Origin of the sequence: Ferrovibrio sp. (assembly GCF_046297595.1) — a bacterium.
Lineage (GTDB): Bacteria > Pseudomonadota > Alphaproteobacteria > Ferrovibrionales > Ferrovibrionaceae > Ferrovibrio.
In genome coordinates, this window is record NZ_JBKBHT010000003.1 from 125,843 (window position 1) to 147,092 (window position 21,250).

At 65.4% G+C, this 21,250-nt stretch carries 24 protein-coding genes and 1 riboswitch; of the genes, 12 read left to right on the forward strand and 12 right to left on the reverse strand.

Annotated features, from left to right (window positions below; genetic code table 11):
• Nucleotides 1-21: 21 nt before the first annotated feature.
• From ACK4FJ_RS09495 to ACK4FJ_RS09510, 4 genes are read right to left on the reverse strand one after another with little or no spacing between them, the layout of a single operon-like run.
• The gene (locus tag ACK4FJ_RS09495; protein ID WP_409765757.1) at nucleotides 22-1,164 is read right to left on the reverse strand and encodes a DUF4340 domain-containing protein; all 1,143 of its coding nucleotides are present in this window, start codon (nucleotides 1,162-1,164) and stop codon (nucleotides 22-24) included.
• A gap of 21 nt (nucleotides 1,165-1,185) precedes the next feature.
• Nucleotides 1,186-3,120, reverse strand: a complete 1,935-nt coding sequence (locus tag ACK4FJ_RS09500; RefSeq protein WP_409765759.1) for a Gldg family protein — start codon at nucleotides 3,118-3,120, stop codon at nucleotides 1,186-1,188.
• Between the two features lie 9 nt (nucleotides 3,121-3,129).
• Nucleotides 3,130-3,864 (reverse strand): ABC transporter permease subunit, encoded by a 735-nt coding sequence (locus ACK4FJ_RS09505; protein ID WP_409746175.1) that lies wholly within the window; start codon nucleotides 3,862-3,864, stop codon nucleotides 3,130-3,132.
• Between the two features lie 14 nt (nucleotides 3,865-3,878).
• Nucleotides 3,879-4,631, reverse strand: coding sequence for an ABC transporter ATP-binding protein (locus tag ACK4FJ_RS09510; RefSeq protein ID WP_409765761.1), 753 nt, complete (start codon nucleotides 4,629-4,631; stop codon nucleotides 3,879-3,881).
• 161 nt (nucleotides 4,632-4,792) lie between these two features.
• Here ACK4FJ_RS09510 and ACK4FJ_RS09515 point away from each other — a divergent pair, with 161 nt between their 5' ends.
• Genes ACK4FJ_RS09515 through ACK4FJ_RS09535 form a run of 5 tightly spaced genes read left to right on the forward strand, consistent with a single transcriptional unit; the run spans nucleotide 4,793 to nucleotide 8,785 of the window.
• On the forward strand, nucleotides 4,793-4,978 hold the full coding sequence (locus ACK4FJ_RS09515; protein ID WP_409765763.1) for a DUF1289 domain-containing protein: 186 nt from the start codon (nucleotides 4,793-4,795) through the stop codon (nucleotides 4,976-4,978).
• Nucleotides 4,978-5,928 carry an ABC transporter permease gene (locus ACK4FJ_RS09520; RefSeq protein WP_409765765.1) on the forward strand — a complete coding sequence of 317 codons (951 nt, stop codon included), beginning with the start codon at nucleotides 4,978-4,980 and terminating at the stop codon, nucleotides 5,926-5,928. Before ACK4FJ_RS09515 ends, ACK4FJ_RS09520 begins: the two co-directional genes overlap by 1 nt.
• Nucleotides 5,921-6,766: an ABC transporter permease gene (locus tag ACK4FJ_RS09525; protein ID WP_409765767.1), complete on the forward strand. Its 846-nt coding sequence runs from the start codon at nucleotides 5,921-5,923 to the stop codon at nucleotides 6,764-6,766. Before ACK4FJ_RS09520 ends, ACK4FJ_RS09525 begins: the two co-directional genes overlap by 8 nt.
• Before the next feature lie 19 nt (nucleotides 6,767-6,785).
• A complete protein-coding gene (locus ACK4FJ_RS09530; protein ID WP_409765769.1) occupies nucleotides 6,786-7,793 on the forward strand; it encodes an ABC transporter ATP-binding protein in 1,008 nt (335 codons plus the stop codon).
• A complete protein-coding gene (locus ACK4FJ_RS09535; protein WP_409765771.1) occupies nucleotides 7,790-8,785 on the forward strand; it encodes an ABC transporter ATP-binding protein in 996 nt (331 codons plus the stop codon). The genes ACK4FJ_RS09530 and ACK4FJ_RS09535 overlap by 4 nt, the downstream gene beginning before the upstream one ends.
• On the opposite strand, the gene ACK4FJ_RS09540 is transcribed toward ACK4FJ_RS09535, so the two are convergent.
• The 5 genes from ACK4FJ_RS09540 to ACK4FJ_RS09560 all read right to left on the reverse strand — a co-directional run bounded on the left by ACK4FJ_RS09540 (nucleotide 8,766) and on the right by ACK4FJ_RS09560 (nucleotide 11,103).
• Nucleotides 8,766-9,107: a hypothetical protein gene (locus ACK4FJ_RS09540; protein WP_409765773.1), complete on the reverse strand. Its 342-nt coding sequence runs from the start codon at nucleotides 9,105-9,107 to the stop codon at nucleotides 8,766-8,768. The genes ACK4FJ_RS09535 and ACK4FJ_RS09540 overlap by 20 nt on opposite strands.
• On the reverse strand, nucleotides 9,104-9,439 hold the full coding sequence (locus tag ACK4FJ_RS09545) for a hypothetical protein (RefSeq protein ID WP_409765775.1): 336 nt from the start codon (nucleotides 9,437-9,439) through the stop codon (nucleotides 9,104-9,106). The genes ACK4FJ_RS09540 and ACK4FJ_RS09545 overlap by 4 nt, the downstream gene beginning before the upstream one ends.
• Nucleotides 9,440-9,449: 10 nt before the next feature.
• Entirely contained in the window at nucleotides 9,450-9,809 is a 360-nt protein-coding gene (locus ACK4FJ_RS09550) for a hypothetical protein (protein WP_409765777.1), read from the reverse strand.
• A 101-nt stretch (nucleotides 9,810-9,910) separates the two neighbouring features.
• On the reverse strand, nucleotides 9,911-10,327 hold the full coding sequence (locus ACK4FJ_RS09555; protein ID WP_409765779.1) for a Rap1a/Tai family immunity protein: 417 nt from the start codon (nucleotides 10,325-10,327) through the stop codon (nucleotides 9,911-9,913).
• A complete protein-coding gene (locus tag ACK4FJ_RS09560; RefSeq protein WP_409765781.1) occupies nucleotides 10,327-11,103 on the reverse strand; it encodes a competence/damage-inducible protein A in 777 nt (258 codons plus the stop codon). The genes ACK4FJ_RS09555 and ACK4FJ_RS09560 overlap by 1 nt, the downstream gene beginning before the upstream one ends.
• Nucleotides 11,104-11,162: 59 nt before the next feature.
• On the opposite strand from ACK4FJ_RS09560, the gene sfsA reads away from it, so the two are divergent.
• The 7 genes from sfsA (at nucleotide 11,163) to ACK4FJ_RS09595 (ending at nucleotide 18,210) form a co-directional block, all read left to right on the forward strand.
• The gene (gene sfsA, locus ACK4FJ_RS09565; RefSeq protein WP_409765783.1) at nucleotides 11,163-11,855 is read left to right on the forward strand and encodes a DNA/RNA nuclease SfsA; all 693 of its coding nucleotides are present in this window, start codon (nucleotides 11,163-11,165) and stop codon (nucleotides 11,853-11,855) included.
• A gap of 61 nt (nucleotides 11,856-11,916) precedes the next feature.
• Complete coding sequence (map, locus tag ACK4FJ_RS09570) at nucleotides 11,917-12,729, forward strand: type I methionyl aminopeptidase (RefSeq protein WP_409766722.1); 813 nt, start codon at nucleotides 11,917-11,919, stop codon at nucleotides 12,727-12,729.
• A 145-nt stretch (nucleotides 12,730-12,874) separates the two neighbouring features.
• Nucleotides 12,875-14,437 carry an MFS transporter gene (locus ACK4FJ_RS09575; protein ID WP_409765785.1) on the forward strand — a complete coding sequence of 521 codons (1,563 nt, stop codon included), beginning with the start codon at nucleotides 12,875-12,877 and terminating at the stop codon, nucleotides 14,435-14,437.
• A 64-nt stretch (nucleotides 14,438-14,501) separates the two neighbouring features.
• Nucleotides 14,502-15,203, forward strand: coding sequence for a RadC family protein (gene radC, locus ACK4FJ_RS09580; protein WP_409765787.1), 702 nt, complete (start codon nucleotides 14,502-14,504; stop codon nucleotides 15,201-15,203).
• Between the two features lie 35 nt (nucleotides 15,204-15,238).
• Nucleotides 15,239-15,388, forward strand: a riboswitch (TPP riboswitch).
• Nucleotides 15,389-15,467: 79 nt separating this feature from the next.
• A complete protein-coding gene (gene thiC / locus ACK4FJ_RS09585; protein WP_409765789.1) occupies nucleotides 15,468-17,279 on the forward strand; it encodes a phosphomethylpyrimidine synthase ThiC in 1,812 nt (603 codons plus the stop codon).
• Entirely contained in the window at nucleotides 17,276-17,923 is a 648-nt protein-coding gene (bluB, locus tag ACK4FJ_RS09590; RefSeq protein ID WP_409765791.1) for a 5,6-dimethylbenzimidazole synthase, read from the forward strand. Before thiC ends, bluB begins: the two co-directional genes overlap by 4 nt.
• A gap of 11 nt (nucleotides 17,924-17,934) precedes the next feature.
• On the forward strand, nucleotides 17,935-18,210 hold the full coding sequence (locus ACK4FJ_RS09595; protein ID WP_409765793.1) for an Imm27 family immunity protein: 276 nt from the start codon (nucleotides 17,935-17,937) through the stop codon (nucleotides 18,208-18,210).
• A gap of 257 nt (nucleotides 18,211-18,467) precedes the next feature.
• Here ACK4FJ_RS09595 and ACK4FJ_RS09600 read toward each other — a convergent pair whose 3' ends face one another.
• Genes ACK4FJ_RS09600 through ACK4FJ_RS09610 form a run of 3 tightly spaced genes read right to left on the reverse strand, consistent with a single transcriptional unit; the run spans nucleotide 18,468 to nucleotide 21,247 of the window.
• Complete coding sequence (locus ACK4FJ_RS09600) at nucleotides 18,468-18,869, reverse strand: F0F1 ATP synthase subunit epsilon (RefSeq protein ID WP_409765795.1); 402 nt, start codon at nucleotides 18,867-18,869, stop codon at nucleotides 18,468-18,470.
• Between the two features lie 23 nt (nucleotides 18,870-18,892).
• Nucleotides 18,893-20,317 (reverse strand): F0F1 ATP synthase subunit beta, encoded by a 1,425-nt coding sequence (gene atpD / locus ACK4FJ_RS09605; RefSeq protein ID WP_409765797.1) that lies wholly within the window; start codon nucleotides 20,315-20,317, stop codon nucleotides 18,893-18,895.
• Between the two features lie 45 nt (nucleotides 20,318-20,362).
• Complete coding sequence (locus ACK4FJ_RS09610) at nucleotides 20,363-21,247, reverse strand: F0F1 ATP synthase subunit gamma (protein ID WP_409765799.1); 885 nt, start codon at nucleotides 21,245-21,247, stop codon at nucleotides 20,363-20,365.
• Between the last annotated feature and the right edge of the window lie 3 nt (nucleotides 21,248-21,250).

A 21,250-nucleotide genomic window follows, 5' to 3' on the forward strand; every position in this document is an offset into this window, starting at 1 on the left:
CTGCGTCTCCCGTCTGATGCGTTATCCTTTTTTCTCGTCCTTCTTTTCCGGCTCGATCAGGTCGGCCAGCTTGCGGGTCAGGTCGCGCGCCACCGATTCCGAGACCAGATAGGCCCAGCCGGTCATGCGCCGCATCGCCTCGTTGACCTGCTTTTCCGCCTCGTCGGGCGACAGCAGGTCCTTGTTGCCGTCATCCGGCTTGGCCAGCGCGGCATCGTAGCTGGCCGCAATGGTGATCCAGGCCTTCTTGTCTTCTTCAGCCGGAACGGTTTTTACCACCACCTTCACGCCGTCCAGCGTGACGATTTCGGTGACGGTGGCTTTGGTGAAGTCCTTCTCGCTTTCCCGCGCGACATCGTCGAACACCAGGTACGCCAGCGCGCCGGCCACGGCATTCACGTCATAGGCCGAGGCGATGTTCATGCCCTTCGGCATATCCGGCAGCAGGAAATCGACCGACGCGCCATCCTCCTTCTTCGGTCCGCGCACCACCTGCAGCACGCTGCCATCGGGATGGGTGACGGTGGCCGTGGCCACGCGGGCACGGTCGATCTTGATCAGGTCTTTGACCAGCCACTGCACCGGATCAGCCGGCAGTTCGAGGGTGCCTTGCGCCAGCCAGGCGCGGGCCTCCTCGGGCTTGCGCACATGCATCTGGCCGGGCTTGCCGCCGACCGGATAGCTCTTGGTCTTGCCAACGATCACGGCGGCAATCGCCTTGGTATCGGGATCGACCAGACGCACCAGGATCGGGCCAGGGTCTGACTTCGCGGCCTCGTCGGCCGGTTGGTACTTGTCAGGCTCGGACACCTGCAGGCGGTCGTAATGCTCGGGTTTGTCTGTGCGCGGTTCGAGGGTTTCCAGGCCGGCGATGCCCAGCACGTTCTTGCGCACCAGATCTGCCCGCACCGGGTAATCGTTGCGGCTCGGCATGATCCAGTGCTCGGCATCGGCGCCGCGCTCGATACGGAACAGCGCCTTGGGCGTCGAAATCTCCAGCGAGGCCACATCGTTCACCTTGGCCATCAAACCGGCGAACAAGGGCTTCGGCGTGAAATCGGCCTCGGTGGCGCGATCCCGCGAGGTGGCCAGCCACCAGCCCGCGCCACCCAGCACGACCGCCGCCGCCACCAGGATCGCCCAGGTCTTGTTACGCATCTGCATCGCCATACTCCCTAACTGAAATCAGCCTTCCAGGGCGCGCCGGATGCGCCGGCGGCGCCAGGCAATCGCCAGCCCCACCGCCACCAGGGCAGCCAGCAGCGGCATCAGCCCGATATTGATGAACTTGACCAGCAGCTGCAGGCCTTCGATGTCGCGGTTCAACTCGCGCTGCACCCCGCGCAGTTCGCGCCGGGTGTTGAGCAAGTCGTCGCGGAAGGCATCCATCGCCGCCTGCTGCTCGGCGCTGAGCAAGGCATTGGACTGCTCCTGGGTCTTCGACTGCAGGTCGGCCAGCTGCTTCTGGGTCGCTTCCAGCTTCTGCTCCAGCGCCTTCTGGCGGGCAAGGAACTGCTGCTCGGCCTGGCGGCGCATGTTGTCGATCAGCTCAAACGGGCGCTGCGAGCGGCCACGGCTGCGCAGGCCGATGAGATCGCCCGAGCCCGACATGTTGTCGATCGCGTTGACCAGGAAATCGGCGTTGGCCGCGATCGGCACATACAGGTTCTGACCGAACATCTGCTGGCTGCGCACCCAGAAGCGGTCGTCAAGCAGATCGGCATCGGTCACCAGCAGCACGTTGATCGGCTTGGTGCTTTCCATCACCTGCGCTGCCGCCGGCTTCTGTTCGGCCGGCTTCTCGCCGTCTTTCTTCTCCACCGCCGGCGCACCGTTCGGGAAGGCCGTCTTGGCCGGGCCGCTGATGCGGGCCGCCAGGGTGTAGGTCTCGCCCGTCGGCTTGAATTTCTCGGCCAGCACCTGCGGGTTCGGATCGCCCTGCAGGTCGTTCGTGTCCATCAGCATGGCCTGGTTCGACGAGCTGATCAGCGGCGTGAGCGTGACGGCGGCGCCGTCGAGCTTGCGGATCGCACCCATCGAGGCGGCATTGATCTGCGTGAGGTCGGCGGTGACGACATCCTCCTGGCTCAGCCGGTCGCCCGGAATGGCCAGCCACGGGATGTAGTCGACCACGGCGGCCGGGCCGCTGCGGCCGGTCTGCACGCGCTGGGCCAGGGCTAGGTCGGCGACGAACTTGCCCGGCACCACCTCGATGCCCCAGGCCTTGAACAGATCGGGCAGCAGCGACGACTGGTCGGCGCCCGGCGGCATCGGCTGGCCCGTCATCGGGTTTGGCATGGCGGCCATGGTTTCGGAATAGGGATCGGCGAAGACGATCAGCCGGCCGCCTTTCAGCACGAACTGGTCGACGGCATACTGCGCCTGGGCCGAAAGGTCCTTGGGATGCGCCAGGATCAGGACGGAGAGCTTGTCGTCGATCTCCTCGGGCTTGGTCGCATCCAGCATCTTCACGACGAAGAACTGCTTGATCTGGTCGAGGATCAGATAGGGCTGCGACTGGCCGCGCATGGCTGCCATCATGCCGCCCGGGCCGTATTCCAGCGGCAGGCTGCCGAGGATGCCGACGGTCGGCTTCTTCGGATTGCTCAGGGCATAAATAAGCTTGGTGAGGTCGTATTCGAGGAACTGCTCCTTCTCGGCCTGGAAGAAGGGGATGGTCTGCTGCTGGTCCAGCGTGTTGCTGGCCACCAGGCCGAAATAGAGCTGCCCGCCCGGCAGGTTGATACCCTGCAGGCCGGCCTGCACGGCGCGATCCTCGGCCTCGGTGAAGGGCTCGGGGTCGATCACCTCAAGCCGCAGCATGCCGTTCGACAGCGCCGCATAGCGCTCCAGCAGCTCGCGCACGCGGGCGCCATACTGCCTGAGCTGCGGCGCGTTGCCGGCCAGCTTGTCGGAAAAGAAGAAGCGCAGCGTGATCGGCTCGGGGATCGCCTTCAGCACATTGCGCGTGCCGTCGGACAATGTGTAGAGCCGCGCTTCGGTCAGGTCGATGCGGGTGTCGCGTAGACCCTGGTTGGCGATGATGTTGACGGCGAAGAAGATCGCGAAGGCGGCGATCAGGCCGGTGCCGGTGAGAAGGGCTTTGCTGCCGGTTTTCATGATGCGATCTCAGCCCGCTTTCTTGAAATCGACGACGACGGCGGTGGCATAGAGCCAGACCACGATCAGGGAGATGAAGAACACCAGGTCGCGCAGGTCGATCACGCCCTCGGTGATGGCGTTGAAATGCCCCAGGAAGCTGAAGGAGGCGATGGTGTCGACCACCAGAGCCGGTGCCCAGCCCTGGAAGAAGCTCAGCACCATCGGCGCGCCCGAAACGGTGAAGATGAAGCAGACCAGCACGGCCACCACAAAGGCGATCACCTGGTTCTTGGTTACCGCCGACATGCAGCTGCCGATGGCGAGATAGGCCCCGGCCATCAGCAGGCTGCCGATATAGCCGGCCAGGATCACGCCGTTATCGGGCGAACCCAGCCAGTTGACCGTGAGCCAGAGGGGAAAGGTCAGCGCCAGCGCGATGCCGGCAAAGGCCCAGGCGGCCAGGAACTTGCCAGCCACCGCGGCCCAGAGCGGGATCGGCAGGGTCAGCAGCAGCTCGATGGTGCCGGCCTTGCGCTCCTCGGCCCACAGCCGCATGGCGATGGCCGGCAGGAAGAACAGGTAAAGCCAGGGATGGAACAGGAAGAAGGCCTTCAGGTCGGCCTGGCCGCGTTCGAAGAACTGGCCGAGATAGAAGGTGAAGATGCCGGCGGTGAACAGGAACACCACGATGAAGACATAGGCCACCGGGGTGGCGAAATAGCCGGCGATTTCGCGGCGGAAGACAGCGAGCATGGGCTTCATGGCGAGTATCCTGGTCAGGCCGCGCGGGCTTGCGTCACTTGGCGGAAGGCGGCATCGAGCTTGCCGGGCGCGGCGAGGATGTCGCCGATGCGCCAGCCGCCATTAGATCCGATTGGGCCTTCGGGGCGACCCTCGGCGACGATGCGGCCCCGGGCGATCACGATGGCACGGCTGCACACCGCTTCCACTTCCTCAAGGATATGGGTGGAGATGATGATGGCCTTGTCGCGCGCCATGGCCTGGATCAGGCCGCGCACCTCGTGCTTCTGGTTCGGGTCGAGGCCGTCGGTCGGCTCGTCCAGCACCAGCACCGGCGGATCATGCAGGATCGCCTGGGCCAGGCCGACGCGGCGCTTGTAGCCCTTGGACAGCGTATCGATCGGCTGGTCCAGTACATCCTTGATGTTGACCTGATCGATTACCTTGTCCAGCCGCCAGTCACGGTCCTTGCCGTTCATGCCGCGCACATCGGCGATGAAATCGAGGAACCCGCGCGCCGTCATGTCGGCATAGCTGGGCGCGCCTTCGGGCAGATAGCCGATGCTGGCCTTGGCCGCCAGCGGATCGGCCTCCACGTCGTGGCCGCAGACCGAGATGCTGCCCGAGGTCGGGTTCAGGAACCCGCACAGCATCTTCATGGTGGTGGATTTGCCGGCGCCGTTGGGCCCGAGGAAGCCGAGCACCTCACCCTTGGCAACGCTGAAACTGATATGGTCGACAGCGGTGAACGGACCGAATTGCTTGACCAGATTTTTTATGTCGATCATCGTCTTACTGAATCCCCTGCCAGCCCGGAACGGCCTCCGTCCCGCGGCGCCCGCTAGATAAGAGTTTCCATGCCCCCGGTTCAAGCCCCCCACGGCATTTTGCAGCCCGCCAAGCCCCTCACGGGCCTGTGAATTCCGCTTCCGGCTGCCATAATTCCGCCATGATCGACGACCCGCCGCCCTCGCCCTGCAACAAGGTGTGCAGCATCGACCGCCGCAGCGGCTGGTGCCTGGGCTGTTTCCGCACCGGCGAGGAAATCGGCGTCTGGCCGACCCTGGACGCCGCCGGCAAACATGCCCTGCTGGAACGGCTGGCCGAGCGGCGCCGGCAGGCGGGAGCGGCCTGATGCCGGCCTTCCTGCTCAAACGCTTCGCCACCCTGCTCGCCACCCTGCTGGCCACCTCGGTGATCATCTTTCTGGTGCTGGAGATCCTGCCCGGCGACCCGGCCCTGCTGGTGCTGGGGATCGACGCCACCGACGAGCAGCTTGCCGTCTTCCGCCATGAATACGGCCTCGACCGGCCGGTGCTGGAACGCTATGTCGGCTGGATGGCCGCCCTGCTGCAGGGCGATTTCGGCATCTCCTATGCCTACAAGACGCCGGTCTGGCCGCTGATCGCCGAACGGCTGGCACTCACCTATCCGCTGGCCCTGTTCGCCATGCTGCTCACAGTGGTGCTGGCCCTGGGCCTGGGCGTCTTCGCCGCCGCCCGGCACAACAGGGCGGGCGATGTCATCATCATGGGCATCAGCCAGCTCGGCATCTCGATCCCCAATTTCTGGTTCGGCCTGCTGCTGATCCTGCTGTTCGCCGTCAATCTCGGCTGGCTGGCGGCCGGCGGCTTCCCGGGCTGGCGCGCCGGCTTCGGCCCGGCGATGCTCAGCCTGATCCTGCCGGGCATCTCGCTGGCCGTGGTGCAGGCCGCGATCCTCGCCCGTATTACCCGGTCGGCCGTACTGGAGGTGCTGCGCGAGGATTTTGTGCGCACCGCCCGCGCCAAGGGCCTGAGCCGCAGCCAGGCCCTGTGGCGTCATGTGCTGCGCAATGCCCTGATCCCGGTGATCACCGTGATCGGACTGCAATTCGGCAATCTGCTCACCGGCACCATCGTGGTCGAGCAGGTCTTCTCCCTGCCCGGCCTCGGCCGGCTGGTCTTCCAGGCGATCAGCAACCGCGACATCGAAGTGGTGAAGGCTGCCGTGATCCTGCTAGCCTTCACCGTGGTGGCAGTGAATTTTGTGGTCGACGTGCTTTATGCGGTGATCGATCCGCGACTGAAGGGCCGCGATGTCTGAGACCACACTCGTGTTCCGCCGCGCCCTGCGCCACCGCAGCTTTGCCGTCGGCGCCCTGCTCTCGGGCTTTGTGCTCGGCATGGCGCTGCTGTCGCTGGTCTGGACGCCCTATGCGCCGACCGCGATGAATATCCGCAAGCGCATGGCCCTGCCTTCGGCCGAGCACTGGCTGGGCACCGACAGTTTCGGCCGCGACGTGCTTTCGCTGGTCCTCACCGGCGCGCAGAATTCTCTGCTGGTGGGGCTGGTCGCCGTCGGCATCGGCCTGCTGGCAGGCAGCGCACTGGGCCTGCTGGCCGCGGCGCGGCGCGGTTGGATCGAGGAACTGGTGATGCGCTTCGCCGATTTCACCTTCGCCTTTCCGGCCATCCTCTCGGCGATCCTGCTGGCCGCTGTGTTTGGCCCCAGCACGATGAACTCCATCGTCGCCATCGCCATCTTCAACATCCCGGTTTTCGCCCGCGTGGTGCGTGGTTCGGCCAACGCGGTCTGGTCGCGCGACTACATTCTGGCCGCGCGCAGTGCCGGCAAGGGCGGTTTCCGCATTACGCTGGAGCATGTGCTGCCCAATATCCTGGCGGTGATTGTGGTGCAGGCCACCATCCAGTTCGCGCTCGCCATCCTGGCCGAGGCGGCGTTGTCCTATCTCGGGCTTGGCACCCAGCCGCCGACGCCATCCTGGGGCCGCATGCTGAACGAGGCGCAGACCATGGTGTTCCGCGCCCCCTATCTGGCGGTGTTTCCCGGCCTGGCCATCGCCATCGCCGTGCTGGGTTTCAACCTGCTGGGCGACGGCCTGCGCGATCTGACAGATCCGCGCCTGTCGCGGCAGCGGTGATGCGATGAGCAGTAACGCCATGAGCGGTGATGCGACGAACGAAACCCTGCTTGCCGTGCGCGACCTGCGCGTGACGCTGGCCACCGCACGCGGCCCGGCCGAAGCCGTGCGCGGCCTGGATTTTACCTTGCGGCGCGGCGAGACGCTGGGGATCGTCGGCGAATCCGGCTGCGGCAAGTCGCTGACCGCCCTGGCCCTGATGGGCCTGCTGCCGGATAACGGCCATGCCGGCGGTAGCGTGTTGTTCCGTGGCGACGACATCCTGCGATACGACGAGCGCCGGATGTGCGGTCTGCGCGGCAATCGCCTGGCGATGATCTTCCAGGAGCCGATGACCTCGCTCAATCCACTGCATCGCATCGGCGACCAGATCGCCGAACCGCTGCAGCAGCATCTCGGCCTCAGCCGCCGGCAGGCTTACGAACGCGCGGTGGAACTGCTCGACCGCGTCGGCATCCCCAATCCGCGCGCACGGCTGGATTCCTATCCGCACCAGATGTCGGGCGGCCAGCGCCAGCGCGTGATGATCGCCATGGCGCTGGCCTGCGACCCCGACATCCTGATTGCCGACGAACCGACCACCGCGCTGGACGTCACCATCCAGGGCCAGATTCTCGACCTGATCCGCAAACTGGTAGATGACAGCGGCATGGCGCTGATCCTGATCAGCCACGATCTGGGCGTGATCGCTGAAACGGTGGACCGCGTGCTGGTGATGTATGCCGGCCGCGCCGTCGAGACCGGGCCGGTCCGCGAGGTCTTCGCCGGCCTGCGTCACCCTTATGCGCGCGGCCTGTTTGCCGCCATGCCGCGGCTGGCAGCAGGCCAGCCCCATCCCCGGCCGCGCCTGCCCACCATCCCCGGCGTGGTGCCCGACCTGCGCGACCTGGGCGCGGCCTGCGCCTTTGCGCCGCGCTGCGCGCTGGCCGAGCCGCGCTGCGCTAACGACTTCCCGCCCTTTGTGCCGGTAGGGCCGCAGCACGGCGCGGAATGCTGGCGCACCGACATGACGCGGGAGCGGCCATGAGCGCGCTGGTCGAGATCAACGACGTCCAAAAGGCCTATCCCCTGCCGCGCAGCCTGCCCTTTGCGGCACCGCAGAAGGTCCATGCCATCAACGGTGTTTCCCTGCAGATCCGGGCCGGCGAGAATCTCGGCGTGGTGGGCGAGTCAGGCTGCGGCAAGTCCACGCTGGCACGCCTCGTCATGGCCCTGGAACACCCCGATCGGGGCAGCATCCGCGTCGCCGGTCGCGACCTGAACAGCTTGGGTGCTGCCGAGCTGCGCGCGGCGCGGCGCGATTTCCAGATGGTGTTCCAGGATCCCTATGGTTCGCTCGATCCGCGCCTGACCGTGGCCCGCATCGTGGCCGAGCCGCTGGATGCGCTGGAGCGGCTGGAGAAAGCCGAACGACACGCGCGCATCGCCGAAGCGCTGGAAACCGTCGGCCTGCGGCCTGCCGACATGGAGAAATACCCGCATGAATTCTCCGGTGGCCAACGCCAGCGCATCGCCATCGCCCGCGCCCTGATCACGCGGCCGAAGCTGATCGTCGCCGACGAGGCCGTCTCGGCACTTGATGTCTCGGTGCAGGCCCAGGTGCTGAACCTGATGGCCGACCTGCAGGAACGCCATGGCGTGACCTACCTGTTCATCAGTCATAACCTGGCCGTGATCGACCAGCTCTGCCCGAAGGTGGCGGTGATGTATCTCGGCCGCGTGGTGGAACATGGCGATACGGCCACGATCTTCGCCCGGCCGGCGCATCCTTATACCGAGGCCCTGCTGGCCGCCCTGCCCCAGCCCGTGCCACCGGCACCTGGGCAGCGCCGCCGCCATGCCCTGTTGCAAGGCAATCCGCCCAGCCCAACTCACCTGCCCGATGGTTGCGCGCTGGCCGAACGCTGCCGTTATGCCGATGCACGCTGCCGCAGCGAGACGCCGCTTCTGCGCCGCATGACGGATGGGCGCAACGTGGCCTGCCACAAGGCCGAGGAACTTATTTCGGAGCTGGCGTGATCTTCTGCAGCGTATAGCCGCGTTGGCGCATGCAGTATTCGGTTAGTTCGTACTGTCTCGGGCCACGGTCGAAATACGATGGCGATTCATGGCCGCGATAGAACGGCGACCACGGGAAACCGCGATTGAAGCCGGTCCCGGTCCAGGGCGGATAGAGCGGTCGGGAAGACATGCTTTCATCCAGCGCCTGTCCTGCGGCAATCTCGCCGCATTCCTTCTCGTCCCTGTCGCGCTGCGCCATCGTCGTGTCGCTGCGCACCCATTCCGTCTGCGCCGTGGCACAGGCCGATAACAGCAGCGCCAGAAGCAGGATGCGTTTCATGGTTTGGCGATTGGCACCAGCACATAACCGCGCTGGCGCATGCAATACTCGGTCAGTTCGTATTCCCGCGCGCCGCGCCGGCTGTAGCTGGTGGAAATACCGCCGCCATCGTCATCGCCGCCATAGATGAATTGCGTGTCGCGATAGGGTGGGTATTTCGGGCCGGAGGCGAAACTTTCATCCAGCGCCTGCCAAGAGGCGATTTCGGCACAATCTTTCTCATCAGCCAGGCGCTGCTCCAGGCTGGTATCCGACCGCGACCATTCCGTGCTGGCGGTACAACCCGACAGCAGGAAGGCCGCGAAGATGAAGCTGGTGGCAGGCGTTTTCATACGGCCCCTCCTACTGCGCCACCGGCATCAGCCGATAGCCGCGTGCCCGCAGGCAGAAATTCTGCAATTCGCTTTCCCGTTGGCCGCGCCACATGAAAGAGTCGGAAAAGCCATAACGTGGCCCGTAATAGCCCCAGGGATAAGGACCGAAGGCATAGCGTCCATAGGGGTAACCATAATACCCGAAGGGTGGACCGAACATGCTTTCGCGGAAAGCCTGGTCCCGCGCCAGCGCCGCACATTCCCGGCTGTCCAGTTCGGTATCGGCCAGCGAGGTATTTGGCCGCTGCCAGGCGAGCGGCGGGCCGCAGGCGGCCAGCGGGCCAATCAACAGAGCAACGACAAGGTACACGAACCGGGTGCTGCGCATGGCATATCCGTCTGCCGGTCTCCGCCGGCCGACATGATTATAGTCCAGTCAGGCTGACAGGCGATTGCGGCATAATCGGGGCCGCACCTTGGATTGCTGCGCTAGTCGCCCTGGCAGGGATAGGCATCGGCCAGCGCCAGCTTCACCGCCTGTATGGCATCCGAACTCATCTGGTCGGCATTATCGCGCGCCCATTCCACGAATTGCTGGCGCAGCATGCTTGCCGGCGCCTCGCGCGGCGCGCAGAACCAGGTCAAATCCTTGCCGTCGGCCACCGCAAGTTCATAGAGCGCCACCGCGCCCTGCAGATACCGCAGGCAGCCGGCCAGCCGCACGCTGCCATCGGCGCCTTCGCACATGGCCTGCAGGTCTTTCGCCAGGAAACGCGGCGGCGGCTGCAGGGCGGCCGGAGTTTGGGTTGGGGTTTGGGCCACAATTTGGGCCGGGGCCTGCTGCTGGGCGGACACGGGAAAGGCGAAGGCCACGGCCAGAACCGCAGCTGCGGAGAAACGGCGCATCAGACGATCTCGTTCTCGAACGGCTCGCCGCCCATGCGGCGGAAAATCGCATACATCGCCTCGGACGCGGCATCCAGCCGGGCTTTGTCGGTCGAGCGCAGCACGATGGCGGTGGACGCCTTGCCCGACCGGAAAGCGGGATAGGAGCCCATATCAACGTCGGGATACTCGGCCTGTAATTTGCCCAGATCCTCGGCCACCGCGCCCTCGGGCACCAGCGCCAGCACGGTACGCGAGAGCAGCCTGTCGCCGCCGACGAGCGTGGGCGCGGCGCTGGCCACCATGGCCTCGAATATCTTGGGCACGCCGGCCATCACCATCACGTTGCCGATGCGGAAACCGGGCGCGGCCGAAACCGGATTGTCGATCAGCGTGGCGGTATCGGGAATGCGGGCCATGCGCAGGCGGGCGGCATTCAGCATGCCGGCTTCGTAATGCGCCTCAAGCCGGCGGCGGGCCTCCGGATGCACGTCGATACCCACACCGAAAGCTTTGGCGATGCAGTCGGCCGTGATGTCGTCATGGGTCGGGCCGATACCGCCCGAGGTAAACACATAGTCGTAGCGCGCGCGCAGGTCGTTCACGGCCGCGATGATCGTTGCTTCGATATCGGGCACCACGCGGGCCTCGCGCAGGCGGATACCCAGTTCGGTCAACTTGCCGGCCAGGAAATGCATGTTGGCATCGCGGGTCCGGCCCGAGAGGATCTCGTTGCCGATCACTAGCATGGCCGCCGTAACGATTTTGGGGTTGGCGATTTCGGGCGTTTCCGTCATGGCGCACAGGACATAGCACGCGCTGGACGGGCAGACCAGCGGCCGCTATAGCCGGAGGCATGGACTTCCCCCAGCCCCTCACCCCCGCCGTTTTGCTGCGGCGCTACAAGCGCTTCCTCGCCGATGTAAGATTCTCCGACGGCAGCGAGGCCACGGTGCACTGTCCCAATCCCGGCGCCATGCTGGGGCTGGACACACCCGGCAGCCGCGTCTGGCTCAAACCCGGCCGCGGCAAGCTGGCCTGGGGCTGGGTCCTGGCCGAGGCCGATGGCGCCCTGGTCGGCATCGACACCACGCTGCCCAACCGCCTGGTGGCCGAAGCCCTGACCCAGGGCCGCATCGCCGAACTGGAGGGTTACGATACCCATCGCCCGGAAGTCGCCTATGGCGGCAACAGCCGGGTGGATTTCCTGCTCTCCGGCGCCGGACGACCCGACTGCTATCTGGAAGTGAAGAACGTGCACCTGATGCGGCAGGCGGGCCTGGCCGAGTTCCCCGATTGCGTGACGGCGCGCGGCGCCAAGCATCTGCGCGAACTGGCCGCCATGGTGGCAGCCGGCCACCGCGCCGTGATGCTGTTCCTGGTTCAGCGCGGGGATTGCACCAGTTTCCGCATCGCCGGCGACTGCGACCCCGCCTATGCCGCCGGGTTCATCGAGGCTAGGAATGCCGGGGTCGAGGCGCTATGTTACGCCTGTCGCGTTACGGAGGCCGGCATCGTGCTGGACCGGCCCCTGCCGATTGGCCCGTAACATGCTGATTTTGCAATAATATCGGATTTCTGCCGTGAACCAGACCCAGGCCCGCGCCATCATCGACACGGACGAGGACGACGACCTCCGCCCAGGCGCCATCCGGCTGCACAGCCCGGCGGATTTCGAGGGCATGCGCAGGGCCGGTCGTCTGGCCGCCGAGACGCTGGACTACATCACCCCCTTCGTGGTGCCCGGCGTGACCACGGGCCGACTGGATGAGCTGTGCCACAATTACATCGTCGAGCATGGCGCCGTGCCGGCGCCGCTGGGCTATCGCGGCTTCCCCAAATCGATCTGCACCTCGGTCAACCATGTGGTCTGCCACGGCATCCCGGGCGACAAGGTGCTGGAGGATGGCGACATCCTGAATATCGACGTCACCGTCATCCTCGACGGCTGGCACGGCGATACAAGCCGCATGTTCCTGCTCGGCGATGTGGGCGTGAAAGGCCGGCGCATCTGCGACATCACCTATGAAGCGATGATGCGCGGCATCGAAGTGGTGAAGCCCGGCGCCACCACCGGCGATATCGGCCATGCCATCCAAAGTTTCGTCGAGAAGGAGCGTTTTTCGGTGGTGCGCGATTTCTGCGGTCATGGCCTGGGCCGCATCTTCCACGAACCACCCAACATCCTGCATTACGGCGAACCCGGCACCGGCGTGCCGCTGAAGGCCGGCATGTTCTTCACCATCGAACCCATGGTGAATGCCGGCAAGTGGCAGGTGAAGCTGCTCTCCGATGGCTGGACGGCGGTGACCAAGGACCGCTCGCTGTCGGCGCAGTTCGAGCATTCCATCGGCGTGACCGAGACCGGCTACGAGATATTCACGCTCTCGCCCAAGGGCTGGCACAAGCCGCCCTATATCTGAACGCCCAATACAGAAGGCCGGCTGCGCTGCTGCTGACAGACTCTGTCAGCAGTCTTTCCGCATCCGCATGGTGGATGTGATGACGGATATCGCGCCTGCAACATAACAGCGCCATACTTCGCAGCCCGAATCGCCGCAGGTTGCCATGACCGAACGCAGTCCAGACCCAGCCGCCGCATCACCCTCCGACCCGCCGCAGGCCACGCGGCGGGAATGGGTCGGCCTGGCCGTTCTGGCCCTGCCCTGCCTGCTCTATTCCATGGACCTGACGGTGCTGAACCTCGCGATCCCGCATCTCAGCGCCGACCTGAATCCAACCAGCGCGCAACTGCTGTGGATCGTCGACATCTACGGCTTCCTGGTGGCCGGTTCACTGATCACCATGGGCACGCTGGGCGACCGCATCGGCCGTCGTCGTATCCTGATGATCGGCGCCACCGCTTTCGGCATCGCATCCGTGCTGGCCGCCTTCGCGCCCACGGCCGAACTGCTGATCGCCGCCCGCGCCGCGCTGGGTGTGGCGGCCGCAACGCTGGCGCCCTCCACATTGTCGCTGATCCGCAACATGTTCCACGATCCACGGCAGCGCACCTTCGCCATCGGCATCTGGATCGCCAGCTTTTCGGCCGGCGGCGCGCTGGGGCCAGTGATCGGCGGCCTGCTGCTCACCTGGTTCTGGTGGGGCTCGGTCTTCCTGATCGCCGTGCCGGTGATGGTGCTGCTTCTCATCCTGGGTCCGCGCCTGCTGCCGGAATACCGCGATCCCGATGCCGGCAGCATCGACATCCCCAGCGCCGTCCTGTCTCTGGCCGCCGTGCTGGCGGTGATCTATGGCATCAAACGCATCGCCGAGACAGGCCTGGGCTGGCTGCCGGTTGTAATCATTCTTGCCGGCATCGGCATCGGTGTTGCCTTCGTACGGCGGCAGCGCCAGCTGGCCGATCCGCTGATCGACCTGGCCCTGTTCCGCAATCCCGCCTTCAGCGCCGCGCTGGCGATCAACATCCTGGGGATTTTCGCCGCCTTCGGTATCTTCCTCTATGGCGCGCAGTATCTGCAGCTCGTGCTGGGCATGGATCCCTTCACCGCCGGCCTGTGGACCGCGCCGTCGGGCCTGGCCTTCATTGCCGGCTCGATCCTGGCGCCGGGCCTGGCCCGCCGCATGCCGCCCGCGCAGATCGTAGCGGCCGGACTGGGCGTGGCGGCTATCGGGTTCGCCCTGCTGGCCGGCGCCATCGCCTTCGACAGCTTCGTGCTGCTGATGACGGCCTTCATCGTGTTTGCCCTCGGCCTGTCGCCGGTCTTCACTTTCACCACCGACCTTATCGTCGGCGCCGCACCGCCGGAGCGCGCCGGTGCCGCTTCGGCCATATCGGAAACCGCCGCCGAATTCGGCGGCGCCCTGGGCATCGCCGTGCTGGGCAGCATCGCCACCGCCATCTATCGCGACAGCGTGGCGGCACAGATGCCCGCCGGCCTCGATACCGCCGCCGCCGAGGCCGCCATCAATACCCTGGCCGGCGCCCTGACGGTGGCGGCCGCACTGCCGGCGGCCATCGGCGCGGACCTGATCCGCATCGCCCGCACCGCTTTCAGCGACGGCTTCCTGCTGGCGGCCGGCATCTGCACCACGATCACCATCCTTGCGGCCCTGCTGGCCGCCGGCATGCTGCATCCCCGCAAGCCGGCCGCGACCCCCGCCGACTGAGCGCCCCGGCAGATTCCCCTGCCCTCATGGTCATGCTAGGCTGCGGCACCGGACCGCGAAGGCCATGACTGCCGCAGACGACGACGCAGACACAAAACCGCATTACCACGGCCATCGCGCAAGATTGCGGACCCGTTTCCTGGAAAGCGGCGGCGCCGGCATACCCGATTATGAAATCCTCGAACTGATCCTGTTCGGCGTGTTCCGCAATGGCGATGTGAAACCGCTGGCCAAGGCGCTGATCGCCGAATGCGGCTCGCTGGGTGCCGTTCTGTCGGCGGCGCCCGAGCGGCTGATGAAGGTGCCGGGCTGCGGCGAGGCGGTGATCGCCGCGCTGAAGGTCACCCGCGAGGCCGGGCTGCGGCTGCTGAAGGAAGACGCCATGCAGCGGCCGGCGATCTCCAACTGGCAGGCCCTGCTCGATTACTGCCGCGCCGCGCTCCAGCATGAAGGCGTGGAGCAGTTTCGGATTCTGTTTCTCGACCGCAAGAACCAGATCATCGCCGACGAGGCACAGCAGCGCGGCACCGTGGACCACACGCCGGTCTATCCGCGCGAGGTGGTGAAGCGCGCGCTGGAACTGAACGCCGCCGCCCTGATCCTGGTGCATAACCATCCCAGCGGCGACCCGACGCCCTCGCGCGCCGATGTGGAGATGACGCGCCAGGTGCGCCAGGCCGCATCCGTGATGGGCATCGAGCTGCACGATCACCTGATCGTCGGCCGCAAGGGCCATGTCAGTCTGCGCGAGAAGGGCCTGATCTGACGGGTTGACCCGGCAGCCACCCTGCGCCACCATCGACCTTACCGAGGGGGGCGCCGCTAGGGCGCTGAGATTCGGCCGGCAGGGCCCTTCCCTGCAACGCCGTGACCCTGAGAAATCGCGCGAATGCGCGGTTTCGTGAACCTGATCCGGGTCATGCCGGCGGAGGGAACGGTCGTTCAGGCGTACCAGCCATGCTCGTCGCCTGCATTCCGCGAACATCCACCACATCCCGGATTTCCTGTCGTCACACGAGAAGGAAATCCCATGGACAAGCTTACCGACGCCCCCAATTTCAAGATCACGACAGGTCCGCTGCCGGCCTCAAACAAGGTCTATCAGCCGGGCCTGCTGCATCCGCAACTGCGCGTGCCGCACCGCGAGATCGCCACGCATCCTTCGGCCGGCGAGCCGCCGCTGCCGGTCTACGATACCTCGGGGCCCTATACCGATCCCGAGGCCGAGATCGACATCAACCGTGGCCTGCCGCGCTGGCGCACGGCGCTGATCGAGGCGCGCGGCGATGTCGAAGCCTATGACGGCCGCACCGTGCAGGCCGCCGATAATGGTGGGGCAAGCAGCGTGCCTGCATTTCCGCTTTCTCACCGGCCCCTGCGCGCCAGAGGCAATGCCGCCGTCACGCAGTTCGAATATGCCCGGCGCGGCATCGTCACGCCGGAGATGGAATATGTCGCCATCCGCGAGAACGAGGCGCGGAAAGAATTGGCGAAACGTGACGGCGAGGATTTCGGCGCATCGATCCCCGATTTCGTGACGCCGGATTTCGTGCGCGAGGAAATCGCGCGCGGCCGCGCCATCATCCCCTGCAACATCAACCATCCGGAACTGGAGCCGATGATCATCGGCCGCAATTTCCTGGTGAAGGTGAATGCCAATATCGGCAATTCCGCCGTCACCTCCTCGGTGGCCGAGGAGGTGGACAAGATGGTCTGGGCGATCCGCTGGGGCGCCGACACGGTGATGGACCTCTCCACCGGCCGCAACATCCACAACATCCGCGACTGGATCATCCGCAATTCCCCGGTGCCGATCGGCACGGTGCCGATCTACCAGGCGCTGGAGAAGGTGAACGGCAAAGCCGAGGACCTGACCTGGGAGGTCTATCGCGACACCCTGATCGAGCAGGCCGAACAGGGCGTGGATTATTTCACCATCCATGCCGGCGTGCGGCTCAGCTATATCCCGCTCACCGCGCAGCGTGTGACCGGCATCGTCAGCCGAGGCGGGTCGATCATGGCGAAATGGTGCCTGGCGCATCATCAGGAGAATTTCCTCTACACGCATTTCGAGGACATCTGCGACATCATGCGGGCCTATGACATCAGCTTCTCGCTGGGCGACGGCTTGCGGCCGGGCTCGACGGCGGATGCCAACGATGCCGCCCAGTTCGCCGAACTGGAGACGTTGGGCGAGCTGACGAAGATCGCCTGGGAGAAGGGCGTTCAGGTGATGATCGAGGGGCCGGGCCATGTTGCCATGCACAAGATCAAGGCCAACATGGACAAGCAGCTCAAAACCTGCGGCGAGGCGCCGTTCTATACGCTGGGGCCGCTCACCACCGACATCGCGCCGGGTTATGACCACATCACCAGCGGCATCGGCGCCGCGATGATCGGCTGGTATGGTTGCGCCATGCTCTGCTACGTCACGCCGAAGGAGCATCTCGGCCTGCCCGACCGCAACGACGTGAAGACCGGCGTGATCACCTATCGCATCGCGGCCCATGCCGCCGACCTGGCGAAAGGCCATCCGGGGGCCGCGCGGCGCGACGACGCCTTGAGCCGCGCGCGGTTCGAATTCCGCTGGGAGGACCAGTTCAACTTAAGCCTGGACCCCGAGACGGCGGCGCAGTTCCATGACCAGACCCTGCCGAAAGAGGCGCACAAGACGGCGCATTTCTGCTCGATGTGCGGGCCGAAATTCTGCTCGATGAAAATCAGCCAGGAGGTGCGCGACGCCGCCCGGCAGCAGAATGATGTCGCCGCGACAACAGGCATGGCGGAGATGGCGGAACGCTTCCGCAAACAGGGCGGCGAGATATATCATCCGGAGCGATGAAGGATGTTTCGCCACCCGTCTTCGACGCGGACTTCCAGGACCGGCTGAAAGAGCTGATGGCCTGGCGGCGCGACGTGCGCCGTTTCAGGACCGATCCGGTGCCGGGCGAGCTGATCGCCCGGCTGCTGGAGGTCGCCGCCCTGGCGCCCAGCGTGGGCAACAGCCAGCCCTGGCGCTTTGTGCTGGTGGAAGACGCGGCGCGGCGCGCCAAGGTGGTGGCCAATTTCGAACGGGCGAATAAAGAGGCGCTGTCGGATTACAGCGGCGAGCAGGCGAAGCTCTATGCCTCGCTGAAACTCGCCGGCCTGAAAGAGGCACCGGTGCATCTCGCCATTTTCTGCGACGAGGCGACAAGCCAGGGCCACGGGCTTGGCCGGCGCACCATGCCCGAGATGCTGGATTACTCGGCGGTGATGGCGGTCTACGGCTTCTGGCTGGCGGCCCGCGCGGCCGGCCTGGGCGCCGGCTGGGTCTCGATCTTCGAGCCGGAGGCGCTGACGCGCGATCTCGACGTCGAGCCGGACTGGAAACTGGTGGCGTATTTATGCGTCGGCTGGCCGGAGGAGGTACAGGCCAGGCCCGAACTCGAACGCGCCGGCTGGGAGCATCGGCGCGGTGTGGATGAGCAGATCATCAAACGGTGAACAGGATTCTCATGACGTTACAGTCCAACGAATTTGATCTGCGGGGGTCATGGGATAGCGGACAACCGGACGTGATCTGCCGACGCATTGAGCGTTTGATCTCCGGCCATCTTGAAAAAATCGGGGCTGATGCAAGCGGCTGGGACACGTTGTTCCGTGATCCGAATGACAAACGCTTGTGGGAGCTCACCTATCCCGAGAGCCATCTTCATGGCGGCGGGCCTTCACGACTTACGGTGATCCCGGCTGAATTGGCCAAGCGCAAGTATAACAGTCTTCGCGATTAATTTTTGTCGTCATGCCCGGGCTTGACCCGGGCATCCACGCCTTTGCTCGCTCCAAAAGAGAGGCACTCGTGGATGCCACGGCCAAGCCGTGGCATGACGGCGGGGGTGAAGTTGATTCACGATGACCAACAGCGTTAAGAACAAAAATGGTACATTCTGCTCAATAATCAAGGGCCATTTTTAAGTGGCCCCTGAAACGTGGATGGCCGGGACAAGCCCGGCCATGACACTAAAACTTACAATGGCGATCTGAGTACTTACGCCGCCGCCTCGAGCATCGCCGTATACTTTTCGACCTGCGCATTGGCGCGGGCCTTGGCGTGGTCGTCCTTGGCGTCCTCGACATCCTCGCGGGCGTCTTTCAGCATCTGCTCGACCTTGGCGCGGTCGAGCTTGGCCACCGGCACGGCCTCTTCGGCCAGCACGGTCAGCTTGTCGTTGGCCACTTCGGCGAAGCCGCCGGCGACGAAGATGCGCTCGGCCACGCGGCCATCGACGGTGACCTCGATGATGCCGTTGCGGATGGTCGAGATCAGTGGGGTGTGACCCGGCAGCACGCCGAAATCGCCGCCCTCGCCGGGCACGACCACCATTTCGGCATCCAGAGCCAGCAGCAGCTTCTCCGGCGATACCAGTTCGAACCTGACGGTCTCGGCCATGGCTTAACTCCTTACCTTGCGGCTCAGGCCGCTTCGGCGGCCAGCTTCTTCGCCTTGGCAATCGCCTCGTCGATGGTGCCGACCATGTAGAAAGCCGATTCCGGCAGATGGTCGTGCTTGCCTTCGACGATTTCCTTGAAGCCGCGGATCGTCTCGGCCAGCGGAACCTGCACGCCCGGCGAACCGGTGAAGACCTGGGCCACGTCGAAGGGCTGGCTCAGGAAGCGCTGGATCTTGCGGGCGCGGGCCACGGTGAGCTTGTCCTCTTCCGACAGTTCATCCATGCCCAGGATGGCGATGATGTCCTGCAGCGACTTGTAGCTCTGCAGGATTTCCTGCACGCGGCGGGCGACGTCGTAATGCTCGTCGCCGACGATGCGCGGATCCAGGATGCGCGAGGTGGAGTCGAGCGGATCCACGGCCGGGTAGATGCCCAGCTCGGCGATCTGGCGCGACAGCACCGTGGTGGCGTCCAGGTGGGCGAACGAGGTGGCCGGCGCCGGGTCGGTCAAGTCGTCAGCCGGCACGTAAATCGCCTGCACCGAGGTGATCGAACCCTTGTTGGTGGAGGTGATGCGCTCCTGCAGGGCGCCCATGTCGGTGGCCAGCGTCGGCTGGTAACCCACCGCCGAGGGGATACGGCCGAGCAGCGCCGACATTTCCGAACCCGCCTGGGTGAAGCGGAAGATGTTGTCGACGAAGAACAGCACGTCCTGGCCTTCCTGGTCGCGGAAGTATTCCGCCAGCGTCAGGCCGGTCAGCGCGACGCGGGCGCGGGCGCCCGGCGGCTCGTTCATCTGGCCGTACACCAGGGCCACTTTGGAACCCGGGCCATCGGTCTTGATGACGCCCGATTCCATCATTTCGTGATAGAGGTCGTTACCCTCGCGGGTACGCTCGCCGACGCCGGCGAAAACCGAGTAGCCGCCGTGGGTCTTCGCGATGTTGTTGATCAGCTCCATGATCAGCACGGTCTTGCCCACGCCGGCGCCGCCGAACAGGCCGATCTTGCCGCCCTTGGCATAGGGCGCGAGCAGGTCGACGACCTTGATGCCGGTGACCAGCACCTTCTGTTCGGTCGACTGGTCGACATAGGCCGGGGCCGGCGCATGGATCGGGGCCGCCTGCTTGGCGTTGACCGGACCGCGCTCGTCGATCGGCTGGCCGATCACGTTGATGATGCGGCCCAGCGTCTCCTGGCCGACCGGCACCGAGATCGGCGCGCCGGTGTCGGTGACTTCCATGCCGCGGACCAGACCGTCGGTCGAGTCCATCGCGATGGTGCGGACGGTGTTCTCGCCCAGATGCTGCGCCACTTCGAGCACCAGGTGGTTGCCCTGGTTGGTGCAATGCAGTGCGTTGAGGATCGCCGGCAGATGCCCGTCGAACTGAACGTCGACGACCGCGCCGATAACCTGGGTGATGCGACCCGCTTTGCTCGTAGCCATGATGCTGCTCCGTCCTTCTGTCTCGTTTCTGCCAGCGCGCGCCGTTTATACGGCCTCGGCGCCGGAGATGATTTCGATAAGCTCTTTGGTGATCTGGGCCTGACGCGACCGGTTGTAGACGGTCGTGAGTTTCTTGATCATCTCGCCGGCATTGCGCGTCGCGTTGTCCATCGCGGACATGCGGGCGCCCTGTTCGGAGGCCGCGTTCTCGAGCAGCGCCCGGTAGACCTGCATCGACAGGTTCCGCGGCAGCAGCTGGGTGAGAATGGTCTCTTCGTCCGGCTCGAACTCGTAGATCGCGCCATTCAGCTCGGGCGCGGCCGTCGCAGTGTCGCCCGACATGGCCGGAATCAGCTGCTGCACGGTCGGCACCTGGCTGATGACCGACTTGAAGTTGTTGAAGAAGACATGGGCGACGTCGAACTCGCCGGCCTCGAACATCGCCACCACGCGGTCGGCGATTTCCTGGGCCTCGGCGAAACCGACGCGCTTGACCTTGGCCAGATCGACGGTGTCGACGATCTTGGCGGCATGGTCGCGGCGCAGCTGGTCGCGGCCCTTCTTGCCGACGCAGAGGATCTTGACCGTCTTGCCCTGGGCGGTCAGCTCCTCGATCTTGCGGCGGGCCAGCTTGACGATGGACGAGTTGAAGGCGCCGCACAGGCCGCGTTCGGCGGTGGCGACGACCAGCAGATGCACATCGTCGCGGCCGGTGCCGACCAGCAGCCGGGGTGCGGTGTCGCTGCCGGCCTGGCCGGCCGCCAGCGAGGCGAGGATGCCGGCCATACGCTCAGCGTAAGGACGCGCGGCCTCGGCCGCCTCCTGGGCGCGGCGCAGCTTGCTGGCTGCCACCATCTTCATCGCCTTCGTGATCTTCTGGGTCGATTTGACCGAGTTGATCCGAACGCGCAGTGACTTGAGGCTAGGCATGAC

Bases quoted from the DNA above. Each gene is read 5' to 3' on its own strand.
- ACK4FJ_RS09500 (WP_409765759.1), bottom strand. From the start codon at position 3,120: ATGAAAACCGGCAGCAAAGCCCTTCTCACCGGCACCGGCCTGATCGCC.
- ACK4FJ_RS09535 (WP_409765771.1), top strand. From the start codon at position 7,790: ATGAGCGCGCTGGTCGAGATCAACGACGTCCAAAAGGCCTATCCCCTG.
- sfsA (WP_409765783.1), top strand. From the start codon at position 11,163: ATGGACTTCCCCCAGCCCCTCACCCCCGCCGTTTTGCTGCGGCGCTAC.
- ACK4FJ_RS09520 (WP_409765765.1), top strand. From the start codon at position 4,978: ATGCCGGCCTTCCTGCTCAAACGCTTCGCCACCCTGCTCGCCACCCTG.
- radC (WP_409765787.1), top strand. From the start codon at position 14,502: ATGACTGCCGCAGACGACGACGCAGACACAAAACCGCATTACCACGGC.
- ACK4FJ_RS09525 (WP_409765767.1), top strand. From the start codon at position 5,921: ATGTCTGAGACCACACTCGTGTTCCGCCGCGCCCTGCGCCACCGCAGC.
- bluB (WP_409765791.1), top strand. From the start codon at position 17,276: ATGAAGGATGTTTCGCCACCCGTCTTCGACGCGGACTTCCAGGACCGG.
- atpD (WP_409765797.1), bottom strand. From the start codon at position 20,317: ATGGCTACGAGCAAAGCGGGTCGCATCACCCAGGTTATCGGCGCGGTC.
- ACK4FJ_RS09495 (WP_409765757.1), bottom strand. From the start codon at position 1,164: ATGCAGATGCGTAACAAGACCTGGGCGATCCTGGTGGCGGCGGCGGTC.
- ACK4FJ_RS09610 (WP_409765799.1), bottom strand. From the start codon at position 21,247: ATGCCTAGCCTCAAGTCACTGCGCGTTCGGATCAACTCGGTCAAATCG.
- ACK4FJ_RS09575 (WP_409765785.1), top strand. From the start codon at position 12,875: ATGACCGAACGCAGTCCAGACCCAGCCGCCGCATCACCCTCCGACCCG.
- ACK4FJ_RS09505 (WP_409746175.1), bottom strand. From the start codon at position 3,864: ATGAAGCCCATGCTCGCTGTCTTCCGCCGCGAAATCGCCGGCTATTTC.
- ACK4FJ_RS09550 (WP_409765777.1), bottom strand. From the start codon at position 9,809: ATGCGCAGCACCCGGTTCGTGTACCTTGTCGTTGCTCTGTTGATTGGC.
- ACK4FJ_RS09595 (WP_409765793.1), top strand. From the start codon at position 17,935: ATGACGTTACAGTCCAACGAATTTGATCTGCGGGGGTCATGGGATAGC.
- ACK4FJ_RS09510 (WP_409765761.1), bottom strand. From the start codon at position 4,631: ATGATCGACATAAAAAATCTGGTCAAGCAATTCGGTCCGTTCACCGCT.
- ACK4FJ_RS09600 (WP_409765795.1), bottom strand. From the start codon at position 18,869: ATGGCCGAGACCGTCAGGTTCGAACTGGTATCGCCGGAGAAGCTGCTG.
- ACK4FJ_RS09555 (WP_409765779.1), bottom strand. From the start codon at position 10,327: ATGCGCCGTTTCTCCGCAGCTGCGGTTCTGGCCGTGGCCTTCGCCTTT.
- thiC (WP_409765789.1), top strand. From the start codon at position 15,468: ATGGACAAGCTTACCGACGCCCCCAATTTCAAGATCACGACAGGTCCG.
- ACK4FJ_RS09560 (WP_409765781.1), bottom strand. From the start codon at position 11,103: ATGACGGAAACGCCCGAAATCGCCAACCCCAAAATCGTTACGGCGGCC.
- ACK4FJ_RS09545 (WP_409765775.1), bottom strand. From the start codon at position 9,439: ATGAAAACGCCTGCCACCAGCTTCATCTTCGCGGCCTTCCTGCTGTCG.
- ACK4FJ_RS09515 (WP_409765763.1), top strand. From the start codon at position 4,793: ATGATCGACGACCCGCCGCCCTCGCCCTGCAACAAGGTGTGCAGCATC.
- ACK4FJ_RS09540 (WP_409765773.1), bottom strand. From the start codon at position 9,107: ATGAAACGCATCCTGCTTCTGGCGCTGCTGTTATCGGCCTGTGCCACG.
- ACK4FJ_RS09530 (WP_409765769.1), top strand. From the start codon at position 6,786: ATGAGCGGTGATGCGACGAACGAAACCCTGCTTGCCGTGCGCGACCTG.